At 67.3% G+C, this 14875-nt stretch carries 13 protein-coding genes and 1 pseudogene; 8 read left to right on the top strand and 6 right to left on the bottom strand.

Annotation, left to right across the window (positions count from 1 at the left end):
- Positions 1–96: 96 nt before the first annotated feature.
- On the top strand, positions 97–1242 hold the full coding sequence (locus tag ACEYYA_RS05595; protein ID WP_374798458.1) for an amidohydrolase: 1146 nt from the start codon (positions 97–99) through the stop codon (positions 1240–1242).
- Here ACEYYA_RS05595 and ACEYYA_RS05600 read toward each other — a convergent pair.
- From ACEYYA_RS05600 to ACEYYA_RS05620, 5 genes and pseudogenes are all read right to left on the bottom strand, one after another.
- On the bottom strand, positions 1220–1921 hold the full coding sequence (locus ACEYYA_RS05600) for a polysaccharide deacetylase family protein (RefSeq protein WP_374798460.1): 702 nt from the start codon (positions 1919–1921) through the stop codon (positions 1220–1222). The two genes, ACEYYA_RS05595 and ACEYYA_RS05600, sit on opposite strands and share 23 nt — an antisense overlap.
- 55 nt (positions 1922–1976) lie before the next feature.
- The gene (locus tag ACEYYA_RS05605) at positions 1977–3104 is read right to left on the bottom strand and encodes an acyl-CoA dehydrogenase family protein (RefSeq protein WP_374798462.1); all 1128 of its coding nucleotides are present in this window, start codon (positions 3102–3104) and stop codon (positions 1977–1979) included.
- Positions 3104–4291, bottom strand: a complete 1188-nt coding sequence (locus tag ACEYYA_RS05610; protein WP_374798464.1) for an acetyl-CoA C-acetyltransferase — start codon at positions 4289–4291, stop codon at positions 3104–3106. Before ACEYYA_RS05610 ends, ACEYYA_RS05605 begins: the two co-directional genes overlap by 1 nt.
- A gap of 10 nt (positions 4292–4301) precedes the next feature.
- Positions 4302–5045, bottom strand: a complete 744-nt coding sequence (locus ACEYYA_RS05615; RefSeq protein ID WP_374798634.1) for an SDR family NAD(P)-dependent oxidoreductase — start codon at positions 5043–5045, stop codon at positions 4302–4304.
- Between the two features lie 102 nt (positions 5046–5147).
- Positions 5148–6749 (bottom strand): annotated as a pseudogene (locus ACEYYA_RS05620) (AMP-binding protein); the annotation flags it as partial.
- Positions 6750–6877: 128 nt separating this feature from the next.
- Here ACEYYA_RS05620 and ACEYYA_RS05625 point away from each other — a divergent pair.
- Positions 6878–7867 (top strand): AraC family transcriptional regulator, encoded by a 990-nt coding sequence (locus ACEYYA_RS05625; RefSeq protein ID WP_374798466.1) that lies wholly within the window; start codon positions 6878–6880, stop codon positions 7865–7867.
- A gap of 62 nt (positions 7868–7929) precedes the next feature.
- A complete protein-coding gene (locus tag ACEYYA_RS05630) occupies positions 7930–8535 on the top strand; it encodes a DsbA family protein (RefSeq protein WP_374798468.1) in 606 nt (201 codons plus the stop codon).
- Here ACEYYA_RS05630 and ACEYYA_RS05635 read toward each other — a convergent pair.
- Positions 8532–9299 (bottom strand): DeoR/GlpR family DNA-binding transcription regulator, encoded by a 768-nt coding sequence (locus tag ACEYYA_RS05635; RefSeq protein ID WP_374798470.1) that lies wholly within the window; start codon positions 9297–9299, stop codon positions 8532–8534. The two genes, ACEYYA_RS05630 and ACEYYA_RS05635, sit on opposite strands and share 4 nt — an antisense overlap.
- Positions 9300–9417: 118 nt before the next feature.
- On the opposite strand from ACEYYA_RS05635, the gene glpD reads away from it, so the two are divergent.
- From glpD to ACEYYA_RS05660, 5 genes are read left to right on the top strand one after another with little or no spacing between them, the layout of a single operon-like run.
- Positions 9418–10962, top strand: a complete 1545-nt coding sequence (glpD, locus tag ACEYYA_RS05640) for a glycerol-3-phosphate dehydrogenase (RefSeq protein WP_374798472.1) — start codon at positions 9418–9420, stop codon at positions 10960–10962.
- Positions 10959–12065 carry an ABC transporter ATP-binding protein gene (locus tag ACEYYA_RS05645; RefSeq protein WP_374798474.1) on the top strand — a complete coding sequence of 369 codons (1107 nt, stop codon included), beginning with the start codon at positions 10959–10961 and terminating at the stop codon, positions 12063–12065. The genes glpD and ACEYYA_RS05645 overlap by 4 nt, the downstream gene beginning before the upstream one ends.
- Positions 12065–13138: an ABC transporter ATP-binding protein gene (locus ACEYYA_RS05650; RefSeq protein ID WP_374798476.1), complete on the top strand. Its 1074-nt coding sequence runs from the start codon at positions 12065–12067 to the stop codon at positions 13136–13138. The genes ACEYYA_RS05645 and ACEYYA_RS05650 overlap by 1 nt, the downstream gene beginning before the upstream one ends.
- Complete coding sequence (locus ACEYYA_RS05655) at positions 13138–14016, top strand: carbohydrate ABC transporter permease (protein WP_374798478.1); 879 nt, start codon at positions 13138–13140, stop codon at positions 14014–14016. The genes ACEYYA_RS05650 and ACEYYA_RS05655 overlap by 1 nt, the downstream gene beginning before the upstream one ends.
- The gene (locus ACEYYA_RS05660) at positions 14013–14816 is read left to right on the top strand and encodes a carbohydrate ABC transporter permease (protein WP_374798481.1); all 804 of its coding nucleotides are present in this window, start codon (positions 14013–14015) and stop codon (positions 14814–14816) included. Before ACEYYA_RS05655 ends, ACEYYA_RS05660 begins: the two co-directional genes overlap by 4 nt.
- Positions 14817–14875 lie beyond the last annotated feature (59 nt).

Below are 14875 nucleotides of genomic sequence, written 5' to 3' on the forward strand. Positions count from 1 at the left end.
CGTTCTTTTGTTGCAAACCCCCGGCATTTCGCCCGCAGGGGGCGTATAGCGGCGGCAAAGGCGCTAGAGAGGGCGGGCAGCCAGTGGGGGCCAAAGATGCTGAGCAATGCCGATCTTGTCGAACTGACCGCATGGCGGCGCGATCTGCACCGCCACCCCGACCTGTCGGGGGATGAGGGCGCGACGGCGGCGCGGGTGGTGCAGGCCTTGGCCGCGCTGCCCGGTGCGGCGGTGGTGACCGACCTTGGCGGGCATGGCGTCGCCGCGGTGTTCAAGGGCGCGGCCCCCGGCCCCACCGTCATGTTCCGGGCCGAGCTGGATGGCCTGCCGATCCATGAAATCGCCGATCTGCCGCATCGGTCGCTGACCCCGGGTCGCGGCCATATGTGCGGCCATGACGGGCATATGGCGATGCTGATGGGGCTGGGGCGGCTGATCGCGCGCCAGCCGCCCGCGCGCGGCCGCGTCATCCTGCTGTTCCAGCCGTCCGAGGAGGACGGCGCGGGTGCCGCCGCCGTTCTGGCCGACCCGACCTTTGCCGCGCTGCGCCCCGATTGGGCCTTTGCCATCCACAACATGCCCGGCCTGCCGCTGGGTCATGTCGGTCTGGCCGCTGGCCCGGCGAACTGCGCCAGTTGCGGGTTGCGCGCGGTGCTGACCGGCAAGACCTCGCACGCCAGCGCGCCCGAGGCCGGGCTGTCCCCCGCCCCCGCCATCGCGCGGCTGGTGGCGGGCTTGCAGGCGCTTGGGCCGGGCGGGGCGGTGGTGCCGGGCTACCGGTTGGCGACGATCACCCATCTGGCAGTGGGCGAGCCGACCTTTGGCGTCGCACCGGGTCAGGGCGAGATCCGCGTGACCCTGCGCGCGCTGATCGATGCCGACATGGCCGATCTGATGGCCGGGGCCACTGCGCTGATCCGGACCGAGGCGGCGCGCGACGGGCTGGCGGTCGAGATCACCCGCCACGATGATTTCGCCGCCTGCACCAATGATGCGCAGGCAACGGCGGTGATGGTGCGCGCGCTGGAGGCGCTGTCGATCCCCCACGATGGGCAGGGCCTGCCGATGCGCGCGTCCGAGGATTTCGGCCGCTTTGGCAGCGTGGCGAAGTCGGCGATGGTGCTGCTGGGCGCGGGGGTGGAACACGCGATGCTGCACAATCCCGATTACGACTTCCCCGACGACCTGATCCCGGTCGGTGTGGCGTTGTTCGACCGGATCAGGCGCGATCTGCTGGGCTGATCTGCGACAGGGTGCAAAAGCCGATGCCGCGTTCGCTGGCCATACTTAGCAGCCGGTCCAGATCGGCAGGCGTGGCCCAGAAGCCGGGGCGACCGTTGGCGCGGATGTCGTGGCCCGCGAAGACGCCGACCCCGCCCTGCGCGGCCAGCCGGTCCAGCAAATACGCGGTCCAATCCCAACCGGCGAACCGGGGATGCTGGCAGTCGAAGCTGCCCAGGCAATCGGCCACGCCATCCACGGGTTTCAGCCGCGCGTCAATCACCGCGTTATCGGCACCGGACGCCAGCGGCCCGCGCGCCCGCACACCGCGAAACCGCGTGGCAAGCGCGGCGCGCAGACGCGGCGGGCAGGCGTGAAACGGGCTGGCCCAGCCGGTCGCAGGAAAGCCAGCCGCGCGGTGATCGGCCTGATCGGCATCGACCTCATCCGCCAGATAGCGGGGCCAGCCATGGGCCTTGGCGTGATCGACCGGGTTGGCATGGCTGCGCGAATGGCAGGCGATCTCATGGCCCATGTCCTGCAGCGCGTGCAGGCCCGCCAGTTCATCCGGCGTCGCCTGATGAAGGGCATGGACGCAAAAGGTAACGCGCGCGCCATGGGCGGCCATGATCGGGGCGGCAGCCAGCCAGTTGGCCACCGGGCGATCATCCAGCGTCAGGCACATAAGGGCGTCGGTCATGCAGGGGGCGGTCATGCCCGGCAGGATCGGGGATCGCCGCCGGGCAGGCAAGCCCTTACAGGCTGCGGGCGATGACGAGGCGCTGCACCTCGCTGGTGCCTTCATAGATCTGGCAGACGCGCACATCGCGGTAGATGCGTTCCACCGGATAATCAGCCAGATAGCCATAACCGCCATGGATCTGGATGGCTGCCGAACAGACCTTTTCGGCCATTTCCGATGCAAACAGCTTGGCCATCGACGCCTCGGTCAGGCAGGGCTGGCCCGCCTCGCGCAGGGCGGCGGCGTGCAGGACCATGTGGCGCGCGGCGGCGATCTGCGTGGCCATATCGGCCAGCTTGAAGCTGATGGCCTGATGATCGGCAATCGGCTTGCCAAAGGTCACACGCTCGCGCGCATAGGCCTGCGCTGCCTCGAACGCGCCGCGCGCCATGCCGACGGCCTGCGCGGCAATGCCGATCCGCCCGCCCTCAAGATTGGCCAGGGCGATCTTGTAGCCCTCACCTTCCGCGCCCAGGCGGTTTTCCACGGGCACGCGCATGTCCGTGAACGCTAGGGCGCAGGTGTCGGATGCGTGCTGGCCCAGCTTGTGTTCGACGCTGACCACCTGATAGCCGGGGGTATCGGTCGGCACGATAAAGGCGCTGATGCCCTTTTTGCCCGCCGCCGGATCGGTGACGGCGAAAATGTTGATGACGTGGCCGTTCTGGCCCGAGGTGATGAACTGCTTGGCGCCGTTGATGACGTAATGATCGCCATCCCGCACCGCGCGCGTTTTCAGATGCGACGCATCGGACCCGGCCTGCGGTTCGGTCAGGGCAAAGCCGCCGATCCATTCGCCCGATGCCATCTTCGGCAGGAACCGCGCCTTTTGATCCTCGGTCCCGAAGCGCAGGATCGGCGCGCAGCCGACCGAGCTGTGGACCGACATGATGGTCGAGGTTGCGCCCTCAACCGCCGCGATTTCCTCAAGCGCCAGCGCATAGGCGACGGTGCCGGTGGCGGAGCCGCCGTATTCCTCGGGCACGACCATGCCAAGAAAACCCAACTCACCCATCTGCCGCAACTCGTCGCGCGGAAAGGTGTGGTCGCGGTCGCGCCCAGCGGCGCCGGGGGCCAGCACGCCTTGCGCAAAATCGCGGGCGGCGTCGCGGATCTGTTCCTGTTCCTCGGTCAGCAGCATCACGACACCCGTTCGATGGCGACGGCCGTGGCCTCGCCGCCGCCGATGCACAAAGATGCCATGCCGCGTTTCAGCCCGTGGCTTTCCAGCGCCGCCAGCAACGTGACCATGACCCGCGCGCCCGATGCGCCGATCGGGTGGCCAAGCGCGCAGGCGCCGCCGTGGATGTTCACCTTGTCATGCGGCAGGTTCAGATCGCGCATCGCGGCCATGGCGACGACGGCGAAAGCCTCGTTCACCTCGAACAGGTCGATGTCGGACAGCGCCCAGCCGGTGCGGTCGGCCAGCCGCTTCATCGCGCCGATGGGGGCCGTGGGAAACAGGTTCGGCTTGTCCGCAAAGGTTGCGTGGCCGACGATGACGGCGCGGGGCGTCAGGCCCAGCTCTTCGGCCTGGCTGCGGCGCATCAGCACCATGGCGGCGGCCCCGTCCGAGATGCTGCTGCTGTTCGCAGCCGTCACCGTGCCGTCCTTGCGGAAGGCGGGCCGCAGGGTCGGGATCTTGTCCAGGTTCGCCTTGCCGGGCTGTTCGTCGATCTCGATCAGCGTGTCGCCCTTGCGCCCTGCCACCGTGACCGGGGTGATTTCCGCCTTGAACCGGCCCGAGGTGATCGCATCCTGCGCCCGCGTCAGCGAGGCGATGGCGAAATCGTCCTGTTCCTTTCGGGTAAAGCCATAGGTGTCGGCGCATTCCTCGGCAAAGGTGCCCATCAGGCGGCCCTTGTCATACGCGTCCTCAAGCCCGTCCAGGAACATGTGGTCCATCACCTGCCCGTGCCCCATGCGGAAGCCGCTGCGCGCCTTGGGCAGCAGGTAAGGGGCGTTGGTCATGCTTTCCATGCCGCCCGCCACGGCAATGTCGGCGGAACCGGCCAGCAACAGGTCATGGGCGAACATCGCCGCCTTCATGCCAGATCCGCACATCTTGTTGATGGTGGTGGCGCCCGCGCCCAAGGGCAGGCCCGCGCCAAGTGCGGCCTGACGCGCCGGGGCCTGACCCTGACCGGCGGGCAGCACGCAGCCCATCACGATTTCCTGCACCTGATCGGCGCTGATGCCGCTGCGGTCGACGGCGGCGCTGATCGCCGCCGCGCCCAGTTGGGCGGCCGTCAGCGATGCGAAATCGCCCTGAAAGCCGCCCATGGGGGTGCGGGCATCACCGACGATGACGATGGGGTCTGTGGTCATGATCTGGTCCTTATTTGGGGGCCATGCGAAGCGCGCCGTCGATGCGGATCACCTCGCCGTTCAGCATCTGGTTCTCGACGATATGGCGCACCAGCGCCGCATATTCCGCCGGATCGCCAAGGCGCGGCGGAAAGGGGACGGTGGCACCCAGGCTTTCCTGCACCTCGACCGGCAGGCCCGCCATCATCGGCGTGCCGAAGATGCCGGGCGCGATCGCCATCACCCGGATGCCGGTGCGGGCCAGTTCCCGCGCGGCGGGCAGCGTCAGCGAGGCGACGCCGCCCTTGGACGCGGCATAGGCGCATTGGCCGATCTGCCCGTCCTGATAGGCGATGGAGGCGGTGTTGATGATGACGCCGCGTTCGCCGCCGGGGCCGGGGTCGTTCTTTGCCATGGCGTCGGCGGCGAGGCGCAGCATGTTGAACGTGCCGATCAGGTTGATCTGGATGGCGCGGGCGAAACTGTCCAGCCGGTGCGGGCCGTTCTTGCCCAGCACCTTTTCGCCCGGCGCGACACCGGCGCAGTTCACCATCACATCGACCCGACCAAAGGCCGACAGCGCGGCGGCCACGGCGGCCTGGCCGTCGGCATCCTGGGTGACGTCGGTCTTGACGAACAGCGCCGCCGGACCCAGCCGTTCGGCCACCGCCTGCCCGGCCTGATCGTTCACATCCAGAAGCACCGCGCGCCCGCCGCCATCGACGACCATCTGCGCCACCGCCGCCCCAAGGCCCGACCCGCCGCCGGTGATCATCACCACGGCATTGCGGATGCCCTCGCGCGGGGCGGGGGCGGCATGGGCCTGGCGGTCGATCTCGGCCTTGCGCAGCACAAAGCGTTGGATCTTGCCTGAAGGCGTCTTGGGCAGGTCGTCCACAAAGTCGATCAGGCGCGGATAGGCGTGGGCCGACAGCCGCTTCTTGACATGCTGGGCCAGTTCCTCGGCCAGGGCGGGGCTGCCCTGCACACCCTTGGCCAGCACGACGAAGGCCTTGACGATCTCGGTCCGCTCGGGGTCGGGGACGCCGACCACGGCGGCCTCGGTCACCGCGTCATGTTCCAGCAGCGCCGATTCCACGTCGAAGGGACCGATGCGATACCCTGATGAGGTGATGACGTCATCCGCCCGGCCGATGAAGCTGATCGAGCCATCGGCCTCGAACTCGACACTGTCGCCGGTGCTGTAATAGCCATCGGCAATCGCGGGCGTATCCTTGCGGTAATAGCCGGTGAACCACAGTAGGGGCGAGTTCTTGATATCCACCCCCAGGATGCCGGGCTGGTTCGGCCCCAGTTCCTTGCGGTTTTCATCCAGCACCACGATGCGATAGCCGGGCATGGCATAGCCCGCCGATCCGGGCCGCACGGGGTGATCCAGCCCGTGATGGTTGTTCACCACCATGCCCAGTTCGGTCTGGCCGTAATGGTCATGGATCGGGGCGTGCAGGTGTTCATCGAACCAGCGGATAACCTCGGGGTTCAGCGGCTCACCGGCGCTGGACACCACGCGCAGGCGACCGGCGACGGGGGCCGCGGCCTCTGCTCCGGCGGCGATCAGCAGGCGGAAGGCGGTGGGCGATCCGGCCAAGCTGGTCACGCCAAGGCGCTGAATGATGTCATAGGTGGTTTCGGCGGTGAAACCGGCTTCGGCAAAGATCGTGGCCTGGCCCAGCAGCAAGGGGCCGGTGACGGCATAGTAAAGGCCGTAGGCCCAGCCGGGGTCGGCGATGTTCCAGAACACGTCATCGGCGCGCAGGTCGATGGCATCGCGCATATAGGCGGCAAAGGACAGCATTGCCCGCAGCGGCACCGGCACGCCCTTGGGGGCGCCAGTGGTGCCGGATGTCGACATCATCAGGAACAGATCATCGCCCTTGCGATTAACCGGGGTGAAATCGGCGGGCGCGGCAGCCATGGCGGCGCGAAAATCGATGTCGCCGTCGCGCAGGGCCTCGCCCGCCGACAGGACGGTGGCGACGGGCGGGCAGCCTGAGATGCCGTCCAGTTTCGCGCGGTTGGCGGTGTTGGTCACCACGAACCGCGCCGATGAGGTGCCGAAGCGCTGTTCGATTGCCTTGGGGCCGAAGGCGGTGAACAGCGGCTGATAGACCGCGCCGATCCGCCAGGTGCCAAGGATCACCGCCATCAGATCGGGGCTGCGCGGCAGCAGCCCGGCCACCACATCGCCGGGGCCGACGCCTTGCGCGGTCAGCACATTCGCCACGCGGGCCGACATGTCGCGCAGATCCTCGAACGTGTATTCGGTCAGTTGGCCATCCGGCGCGACATGGCGCAGCGCCACGCGGTTGTCGCCGCAATGGCGGTCGACGCATTCGACGCAGACATTCAGCCCGCCGGCCAGATCCCCGGCCAGTTGCGAAATCGCGTTCTCGATGCGGAACAGGTTGACGGCCTCGGCATAGCCGGGACGCGCGCCGGTGGTGGCGGTGCTGGTCATCGGAAATCCCCCCTGCGCCGGTCGCGGCGGGCGACCAGGCTATCGCGCCAGACTGATCCCGATGGGCATTGCAAACAATGACATTACCGGCCAGATTTGGTGATCGGTTCTGTCAATGGGGAACAGGGGTGGAGCGGCGCAGCATCACGCCGGGTTTCGTCTGGGATGCGTTGGCCTGTCTGGCCGCGCAGGGGCTGGACGCGCGCCCGATCCTGGCCGCCGCCGGTCTGGACGGCCCACCCGTCGCGCCGGTCAGCAGCGATCAATATGGCGCGCTGTGGCTGGCCATGGCCGATGCCATGCAGGATGAGTTCTTCGGCCTGGCCGCCCGCCCGATGCGGCCGGGCAGCTTTGCGCTGATGGGACATGCGGTGTTGGATGCGCCGAACCTGGGCCGGGCCTTGCGCCGGGCGCTGCGGTTTCTGAACGTCGTGCTGGATCAGCCGCAGGGGCGGCTGGCGGTGCAGGACGGTCAGGCGGTGGTGATCCTGACCGATGGTGACGGGCTGGCGCGCCCGGCATTCGCCTATCGCAGCTATTGGCTGATCCTGCTGGGGCTGGCCTGCTGGCTGGTGGGGCGGCGGATCCCGCTGTTGCAGGTGGATTTTCGCGGCCCCCCTCCGCCGCATCGGCGCGATTATCACCAGTTCTTCGGCGCGCCGGTGCGGTTCGACCGGCCCGACAGCCGGGTAATCTTTGCCGCGCGCTATCTGGACCTGCCGATCCACCGCAGCCCGCAGGCCCTGCGCCAGTTCCTGCGCGGCGCCCCCGCCAATATCCTGGTGCGCTATCGCCACGATCAGGGGCTGGCGGCGCGGCTGCGCGGGCAGCTTCGCGCCCGCCCCCCCGCCGCCTGGCCGGTGCTGGAGGAGATGGCGGCGGCGTTGTCGCTGTCGCCCGCCACGCTGCGCCGCCGCCTGCGGGCCGAGGGGCACAGCTATGCCGGACTGAAGGATGAGATCCGCCTGGCCCGCGCCCAGGCGCTGTTGACGGGCGGCGATCTGCCGGTGGCCGAGATCGCCGCCGAACTGGGCTATAGCGAACCCAGTGCCTTTCACCGCGCCTTCCGCAACTGGACCGGCACCAGCCCCGGCGCGTTCCGCGCGGCAGCGCGCTGACGCAAACGTGGGTTTTGCGCGCCGCCCCGCCGCGTTAGGCAGGGGTAACGAAAGGAACCGCCATGCTGTCACGTCGTCACCTTCTGGCCGGTCTGGGTGCCGGTCTGGCCCTGCCCGCCGCGCTGCGCCCTCGCCCCGCCCAGGCGCAGGATGACCTGCGCGCCGCCGTCGAGCGTGACCCGAATGCGCCGCTGCTGGGCAATGCCAATGGCGATGTGACGGTGGTCGAGTTCTTCGACTACAACTGCCATTTCTGCCGCCGGAACACCGCGGCCTTGGCCGAGGTGATCGGCAGCGACCCCGGCCTGCGGGTGGTGATGCGCGAGTGGCCGATCTTCGGGCCGGGGTCCGAGGCGGCGGCGACCGTCGCGCTTGCCGCCTCGCAGCAGCGCAAATACTGGCCGCTGCATCAGGCGCTGATGGCCAGCCGGGGCCGTGTGGATGAAGGTGTGGCCCTGCGGGCCGCGCAGGGGCTGGGGCTGGACATGGACCGTCTGGCGCGCGACCGCAAAGCCCCCGCCGTGGCCGCGCATCTGGCGCAGTCCGAGGTGCTGGCCAATGCGCTGCGGCTGATGGGCACCCCCACCTTTGTCATCGGCCGCGAGGTGCATTTCGGCGCCGCCAGCACCGCTGACCTGCGCGAGATGATCGCCACCGCCCGCGGCTAGGCTGGCCCTGCCACCGTCACCCGCGTCGCCCAGTCGGCACAGCGCGCCGCCAAAGCCTCGGGCAGGGGGCGGTCGGTGACCAGCCCGTCCAGATCGGCAAGGCTGGCGATGCGCACCGGCGCGCGGCGGGCCAGCTTGGCAGCATCGGCCACCAGCAGCCGGGCGCGCGACTGGCGCAGGATCACCTGGCTGACGCGCACCTCGGACACGTCGAAATCCAGCAGGTCGCCGTCAGCGTCCAGCGCCGAGGTGCCGATCACGCCGAAATCGACCTTGAACTGGGCGATGAACTCGGCCGCCATTTCGCCCACCAGCCCGCCATCCGACCGCCGCAGGCTGCCGCCCGCCACGATCACCTCGGCGCTGTCATTGGCGGCCAGGATATTGGCGACATTGATGTTGTTCGTCACCACCGTGATGTTGCGGTGGTGCAGCAATTCGCGGGCGACGGCCTCGGTCGTGGTGCCCAGGTTCAGGATGATCGAGGCATTGTCGGGGATCAGCGCGGCGCAGGCGCGACCGATGGCGGCCTTGGCCTCGTCGTTCATGCGGCGGCGGTCCTCATAGCCGATATTGGCGACGCCCGCGCGCATCACCGCGCCGCCATGCACGCGGTCCAGATGCCCGGCTTCGGCCAGGTCGGTCAGGTCGCGGCGGATGGTTTGCAGCGTCACCGAAAAGCGTTCGGCCAGATCCTCGACAATCACGCGCCCGTCGCTGCGGGCGATGTCCAGGATTTCGGTCTGGCGGATGCTCAGCGCCATGATGCCCCCGTTGCTGGCCTGTTCCGGGTCATGAAACCGTAAAACGCGCAAAAACGAAAATAGTTTTTGACAAAGCGCGCATCTTTCGTGTTCGTTTAGACGTCAGCGGGGGGAAGCCTTGGGCGAAACGGTCGATCTGTTCATCATTGGCGGCGGCATCAACGGCTGCGGCATCGCCCGTGACGCGGCGGGGCGGGGCGTTTCGGTGACGCTGGCCGAGATGGGCGATCTGGCGCAGGCCACGTCATCGGCCTCGACCAAGCTGTTCCATGGCGGGCTGCGCTATCTGGAATATTTCGAGTTCCGCCTGGTCCGCGAGGCGCTGGAGGAGCGCGAGGTTCTGCTGCGCGCCATGCCCCATATCAGTTGGCCGATGCGCTTTGTGCTGCCGATCCTGCCCGACATGCGGTTCGACGCCGAGACGCCGACCTCGCGCCTGCTGGGCTGGGTGATGCCCTGGCTGCGCGGGCGGCGTCCGGCCTGGCTGATCCGACTGGGGCTGTTCCTGTATGACCATCTGGGCGGGCGCAAGATCCTGCCCGGCACGCGCAAGCTGGACCTGACCACCGATCCGGCAGGTCGCCCGCTGAAGCCCGGCGCGCGGCTGGCCTATGAATATTCCGATTGCTGGGTGCAGGATGCCCGGCTGGTGGTGCTGAACGCCCGTGACGCGCAGGCGCGCGGGGCGACGATCTTGACCCGTGCCCGCGTGACCGAGGCGCGGCGCGACGGCGATCTGTGGGCGGTGACGGTGGAGGGCCCCGATGGCACCCGCGTTCACCACGCCCGCGCACTGGTGAATGCCGGGGGGCCGTGGGTCGCGGGCATCGTGCGCGACGTCGCCCATGTCCGCAGCCGTGAATCGATCCGGCTGGTGCGCGGCAGCCATATCGTCACCCGGCGGCTGTTCAATCACGACCGCTGTTATTTCTTTCAGGGGCCGGACGGGCGCATCATCTTTGCCATCCCCTATGAGCAGGATTTCACCCTGATCGGCACCACCGATCAGGATCACCCCGGCGATCCGGGGCAGGCCGAATGCACCCCGGCCGAGGTGGACTACCTGTGCCGCTTCGCCAGCCAGTACTTCGCCCGCCCGGTGACGCCAGAAGATGTCGTCTGGACCTATTCCGGGGTGCGGCCGCTCTATGATGACGGGGCCAGTTCGGCCACGGCGGCGACGCGCGATTATGTGCTGTCGGTCGATGCCGACGGCCCGCCTCTGCTGAATGTCTTTGGCGGCAAGATCACCACCTATCGCCGCCTGGCGGAAAGCGCGATGGCCAAGCTGGCGCCGTTTTTTCCGCAGGCGGGCGCGGCCTGGACGGCGGGTGTCGCGCTGCCCGGGGGGGATTTCCCGGTGGATGGCGTCGATATGCTGGTCTCCGCCCTGCGCGCCGATCACCCCGACCTTTCGGCAGCCGAGGCCCTGCGCCTGATCCGCGCCTATGGCACCGAGGCCCGCCCGATGCTGGCCGCAGGCCGGGGCGCCGATTTCGGCGGCGGCCTGTGTCAGGCGGAACTGGCTTGGCTGGTGGATCACGAATGGGCGCGCAGCGCCGATGACGTGCTGTGGCGGCGCAGCAAGCTGGGCCTGCGGCTGGATGCCGAACAAGTGGCCCGGATCGAGGCATGGATCACCAACAGAATGGGCGCGCAATGACGACGACCGGGGCACAGGGGCTGGAACTTCGGGGCGTCTCCAAGGTGGTGGGCCATCAGACCCATATCCACCCGATCGACCTGCACCTGCGGCCCGGTTCCATGAACGTGCTGCTGGGGCCGACGCTTTCGGGCAAGACCACGTTGATGCGGCTGATGGCGGGGCTGGATCTGCCGACCACCGGGCGCGTCATCTGGAACGGTGCCGATGTGACCGGCCAGCGGGTGCAGGATCGCGGCGTGGCCATGGTCTATCAGCAATTCATCAATTACCCGGCGATGAGCGTTTACGACAACATCGCCTCGCCCTTGCGGCTGATGGGGGTTGGCGGGGCCGAACTTGACCGCCGGGTCCGCGCCAGTGCCGAGATGATGCGCCTGACGCCGATGTTGCAGCGCAAGCCGCTGGAACTGTCGGGCGGCCAGCAACAGCGCACCGCTTTGGCGCGGGCCTTGGTCAAGGGCGCCGGGCTGGTGCTGCTGGATGAGCCGCTGGCGAATCTCGACTACAAACTGCGCGAGGAATTGCGCGCCGAGATCCCCCGCATCTTTGCCGAGTCGGGCGCGATCTTTGTCTACGCCACAACCGAACCCGAGGAGGCGCTGCTGCTGGGCGGCAACACCGCAACCCTGTGGGAGGGCCGCGTGACCCAGTTCGGCCCCACCGCACAGGTCTATCGCCAGCCCGCCGACGCGATCACCGCGCGGGTGTTTTCGGACCCGCCGATGAACTTTGTCGATGTGGTCAAGATCGACCACCGGCTGAACTTTGGCGGCGATGTGAATGCCCCGGCGGATGGCAGCTTTGCGGGGCTGGCCGATGGCCGCTATCGCGCGGGTTTCCGCGCCCATCACCTGTCGCTGCATCAGCATGGCGGCGATGCGGTGGGTTTCGACGTGCGTCTGGCGGTGACCGAGATCACCGGGTCCGAGACCTTCCTTCATCTGGATCGCGATCACAGCCGCTGGGTCGGGCTGGTGCATGGCGTGCATGACATCGCGCCGGGCAGCGCGCTGCGGGTCTGGCTGGACCCGTCGCAAATCTATCTGTTCGATGAGGGCGGCCGCCTGGCCGTTCCCGCCGCTGACGCGAGGGCTGCCTGATGGCGCGGATCACGCTGGACAATCTGGCCCATTCCTATCTGCAACACCCCACGCGCGATGCCGATTTCGCGCTGAAGGAACTGAACCATGTCTGGCAGGACGGCGGGGCCTATGCGCTGCTGGGGGCCTCGGGCTGTGGCAAGACGACGCTGCTGAACATCATCTCGGGCCTTCTGACGCCAAGCCAGGGGCGGGTGCTGTTTGGCGATACCGACGTGACCCATGCGCCGACCACCGAACGCAACATCGCGCAGGTTTTCCAGTTTCCGGTCGTCTATGACACGATGACGGTGCGCGATAACCTGGCGTTTCCGCTGAAGAACCGGGGCATGGATGCCGCCGGGATCAAGGCGCGGGTCGATCAGATCGCCCGCATGATCGGGATGGAGGCGATGCTGGATCGCCGCGCGCAGGGGCTGACCGCGGACGCCAAGCAAAAGATCAGCCTGGGCCGCGGTATGGTGCGGCAGGACGTGAACGCCATCCTGTTCGATGAGCCGCTGACCGTCATCGACCCGCAGATGAAATGGGAACTGCGCACCCAGTTGAAACAGCTTCACCGCGATTTCGGCCATACGATGATCTATGTCACCCATGACCAGACCGAGGCGCTGACCTTTGCCGACAAGGTGGTGGTCATGCACGAAGGCCGCGTCGTGCAGATGGGCACCCCCGAGGAACTGTTCGAGACCCCGGCCCACACCTTTGTCGGCTATTTCATTGGCAGCCCCGGCATGAACCTGCTGGAGGCGGAGGTGGAGGGCCGCCGCGCGCGTGTGGCGGGCCACGACATCACGCTTGACGCCGATTATGGCCGCCCGGCGGGCCGCGTGCAGATCGGCATCCGCCCCGATTACACCAGCCTGACCGACGAGGCCGGGCTGCCGATCCAGATCGACCGGATCGAGGACGTGGGCCGCCACCGCATCGTCCGGGGCCGAGTGGCGGGCACCGCGGTCAACGTCACCCTTCCCGAGGCCGCGCAGGTCACGCCCGACATGACGCGCATCGCCTTGGCGCCGCAAAAGATCAACGTCTATGCCGACGACTGGCGCGTGCAGGGGGTGCGCTGATGGACAATCGCGTCTGGAACAATCGCGCCTGGTGGCTGGTCGTGCCGGTTCTGGTGCTGGTCGCCTTTTCGGCGGTGATCCCGCTGATGACGGTGGTGAACTATTCCGTGCAGGACACCTTCGGCAACAACCAGTTCTTCTGGGCCGGGCTTGAATGGTTCCAGGAGGTGTTGGACAGCGACCGCATCCGCGCCGCCCTCGGCCGCCAGATCCTGTTTTCCGCCATCATCCTGGCGATCGAGATCCCCTTGGGCATCTATATCGCGCTGAACATGCCGAAAAAGGGCTTCTGGGCCAGCCTCGTACTGGTGCTGATGGCGCTGCCCCTGCTGATCCCGTTCAACGTGGTCGGCACGATCTGGCAGATCTTCGGGCGCGTCGACATTGGCCTGTTGGGGCGGGTGCTGGCGGCGATGGGGGTGGACTACAACTATACCGCCAATGCCGTCGATGCCTGGGTGACGGTGATCGTCATGGACGTGTGGCACTGGACAAGCCTTGTCGCGCTGCTGTGCTATGCCGGGCTGCAATCCATCCCGCAGGCCTATTATCAGGCGGCGAAGATCGACCAGGCGTCCCGCTGGGCGGTGTTCCGTTATATCGAGCTGCCCAAGATGCAGGGGGTGCTGCTGATCGCGGTGCTCTTGCGGTTCATGGACAGCTTCATGATCTATACCGAGCCCTTCGTTGTCACCGGCGGTGGCCCCGGCAATGCTACCACCTTCCTGTCGATCGACCTGGTGAAGATGGCGGTTGGCCAGTTCGACCTTGGCCCGGCGGCGGCCTTCAGCATCATCTATTTCCTGGTGATCCTGCTGGTCAGCTGGGTCTTTTACACGGTCATGACCAACCTGGATAAACAAGGGGCAGGGCAATGAAGCTGCGCGGTTCGCCCATCGTCATCACCCTGTATCTGCTGTTCCTGCTGATCCCGATCTATTGGCTGGTCAACATGAGCTTCAAGACCAACACCGAGATCACCAGCACCTTCACCCTGTTCCCGGCCGATTTCACGCTAGCCAATTACCGCACGATCCTGACCGATCCGGCCTGGTATATGGGCTACGTCAACAGCCTGACCTATGTGCTGATGAACACCGTCATCAGCATCGCCGTCGCGCTGCCTGCCGCCTATGCGTTCAGTCGCTATCGGTTCCTGGGCGACAAGCACCTGTTCTTCTGGCTGCTGACCAACCGCATGGCGCCGCCCGCCGTGTTCGCGCTGCCGTTCTTTCAGCTTTATTCGGCTGTCGGCCTGTTCGACACCCATATCGCGGTCGCTTTGGCGCATTGCCTGTTCAACGTGCCGCTGGCGGTCTGGATCCTGGAGGGCTTCATGCGCGGCGTGCCAAAGGAAATCGACGAAACCGCCTATATCGACGGCTATTCCTTTCCGCGCTTCTTCATCAAGATCTTCATGCCGCTGATCGCATCGGGCATCGGGGTCGCGGCGTTTTTCTGCTTCATGTTCTCGTGGGTCGAACTGCTGCTGTCGCGCACCCTGACATCGGTCAACGCCAAGCCGATCGCCGCCACGATGACCCGCACGGTCAGCGCATCCGGCATGGATTGGGGCGTACTGGCCGCCGCCGGGGTGCTGACCATCATTCCGGGTGCATTGGTCATCTGGTTCGTGCGCAACTACATCGCCAAGGGCTTCGCCCTGGGGAGGGTGTGATGACCCGCCGCCTGAACATCGCCTTTGGCCTGATCGCCCTGGCCTGGCTGGGCTTCATC

This window comes from Paracoccus zhouxuedongae (assembly GCF_041927815.1).
Lineage (GTDB): Bacteria > Pseudomonadota > Alphaproteobacteria > Rhodobacterales > Rhodobacteraceae > Paracoccus.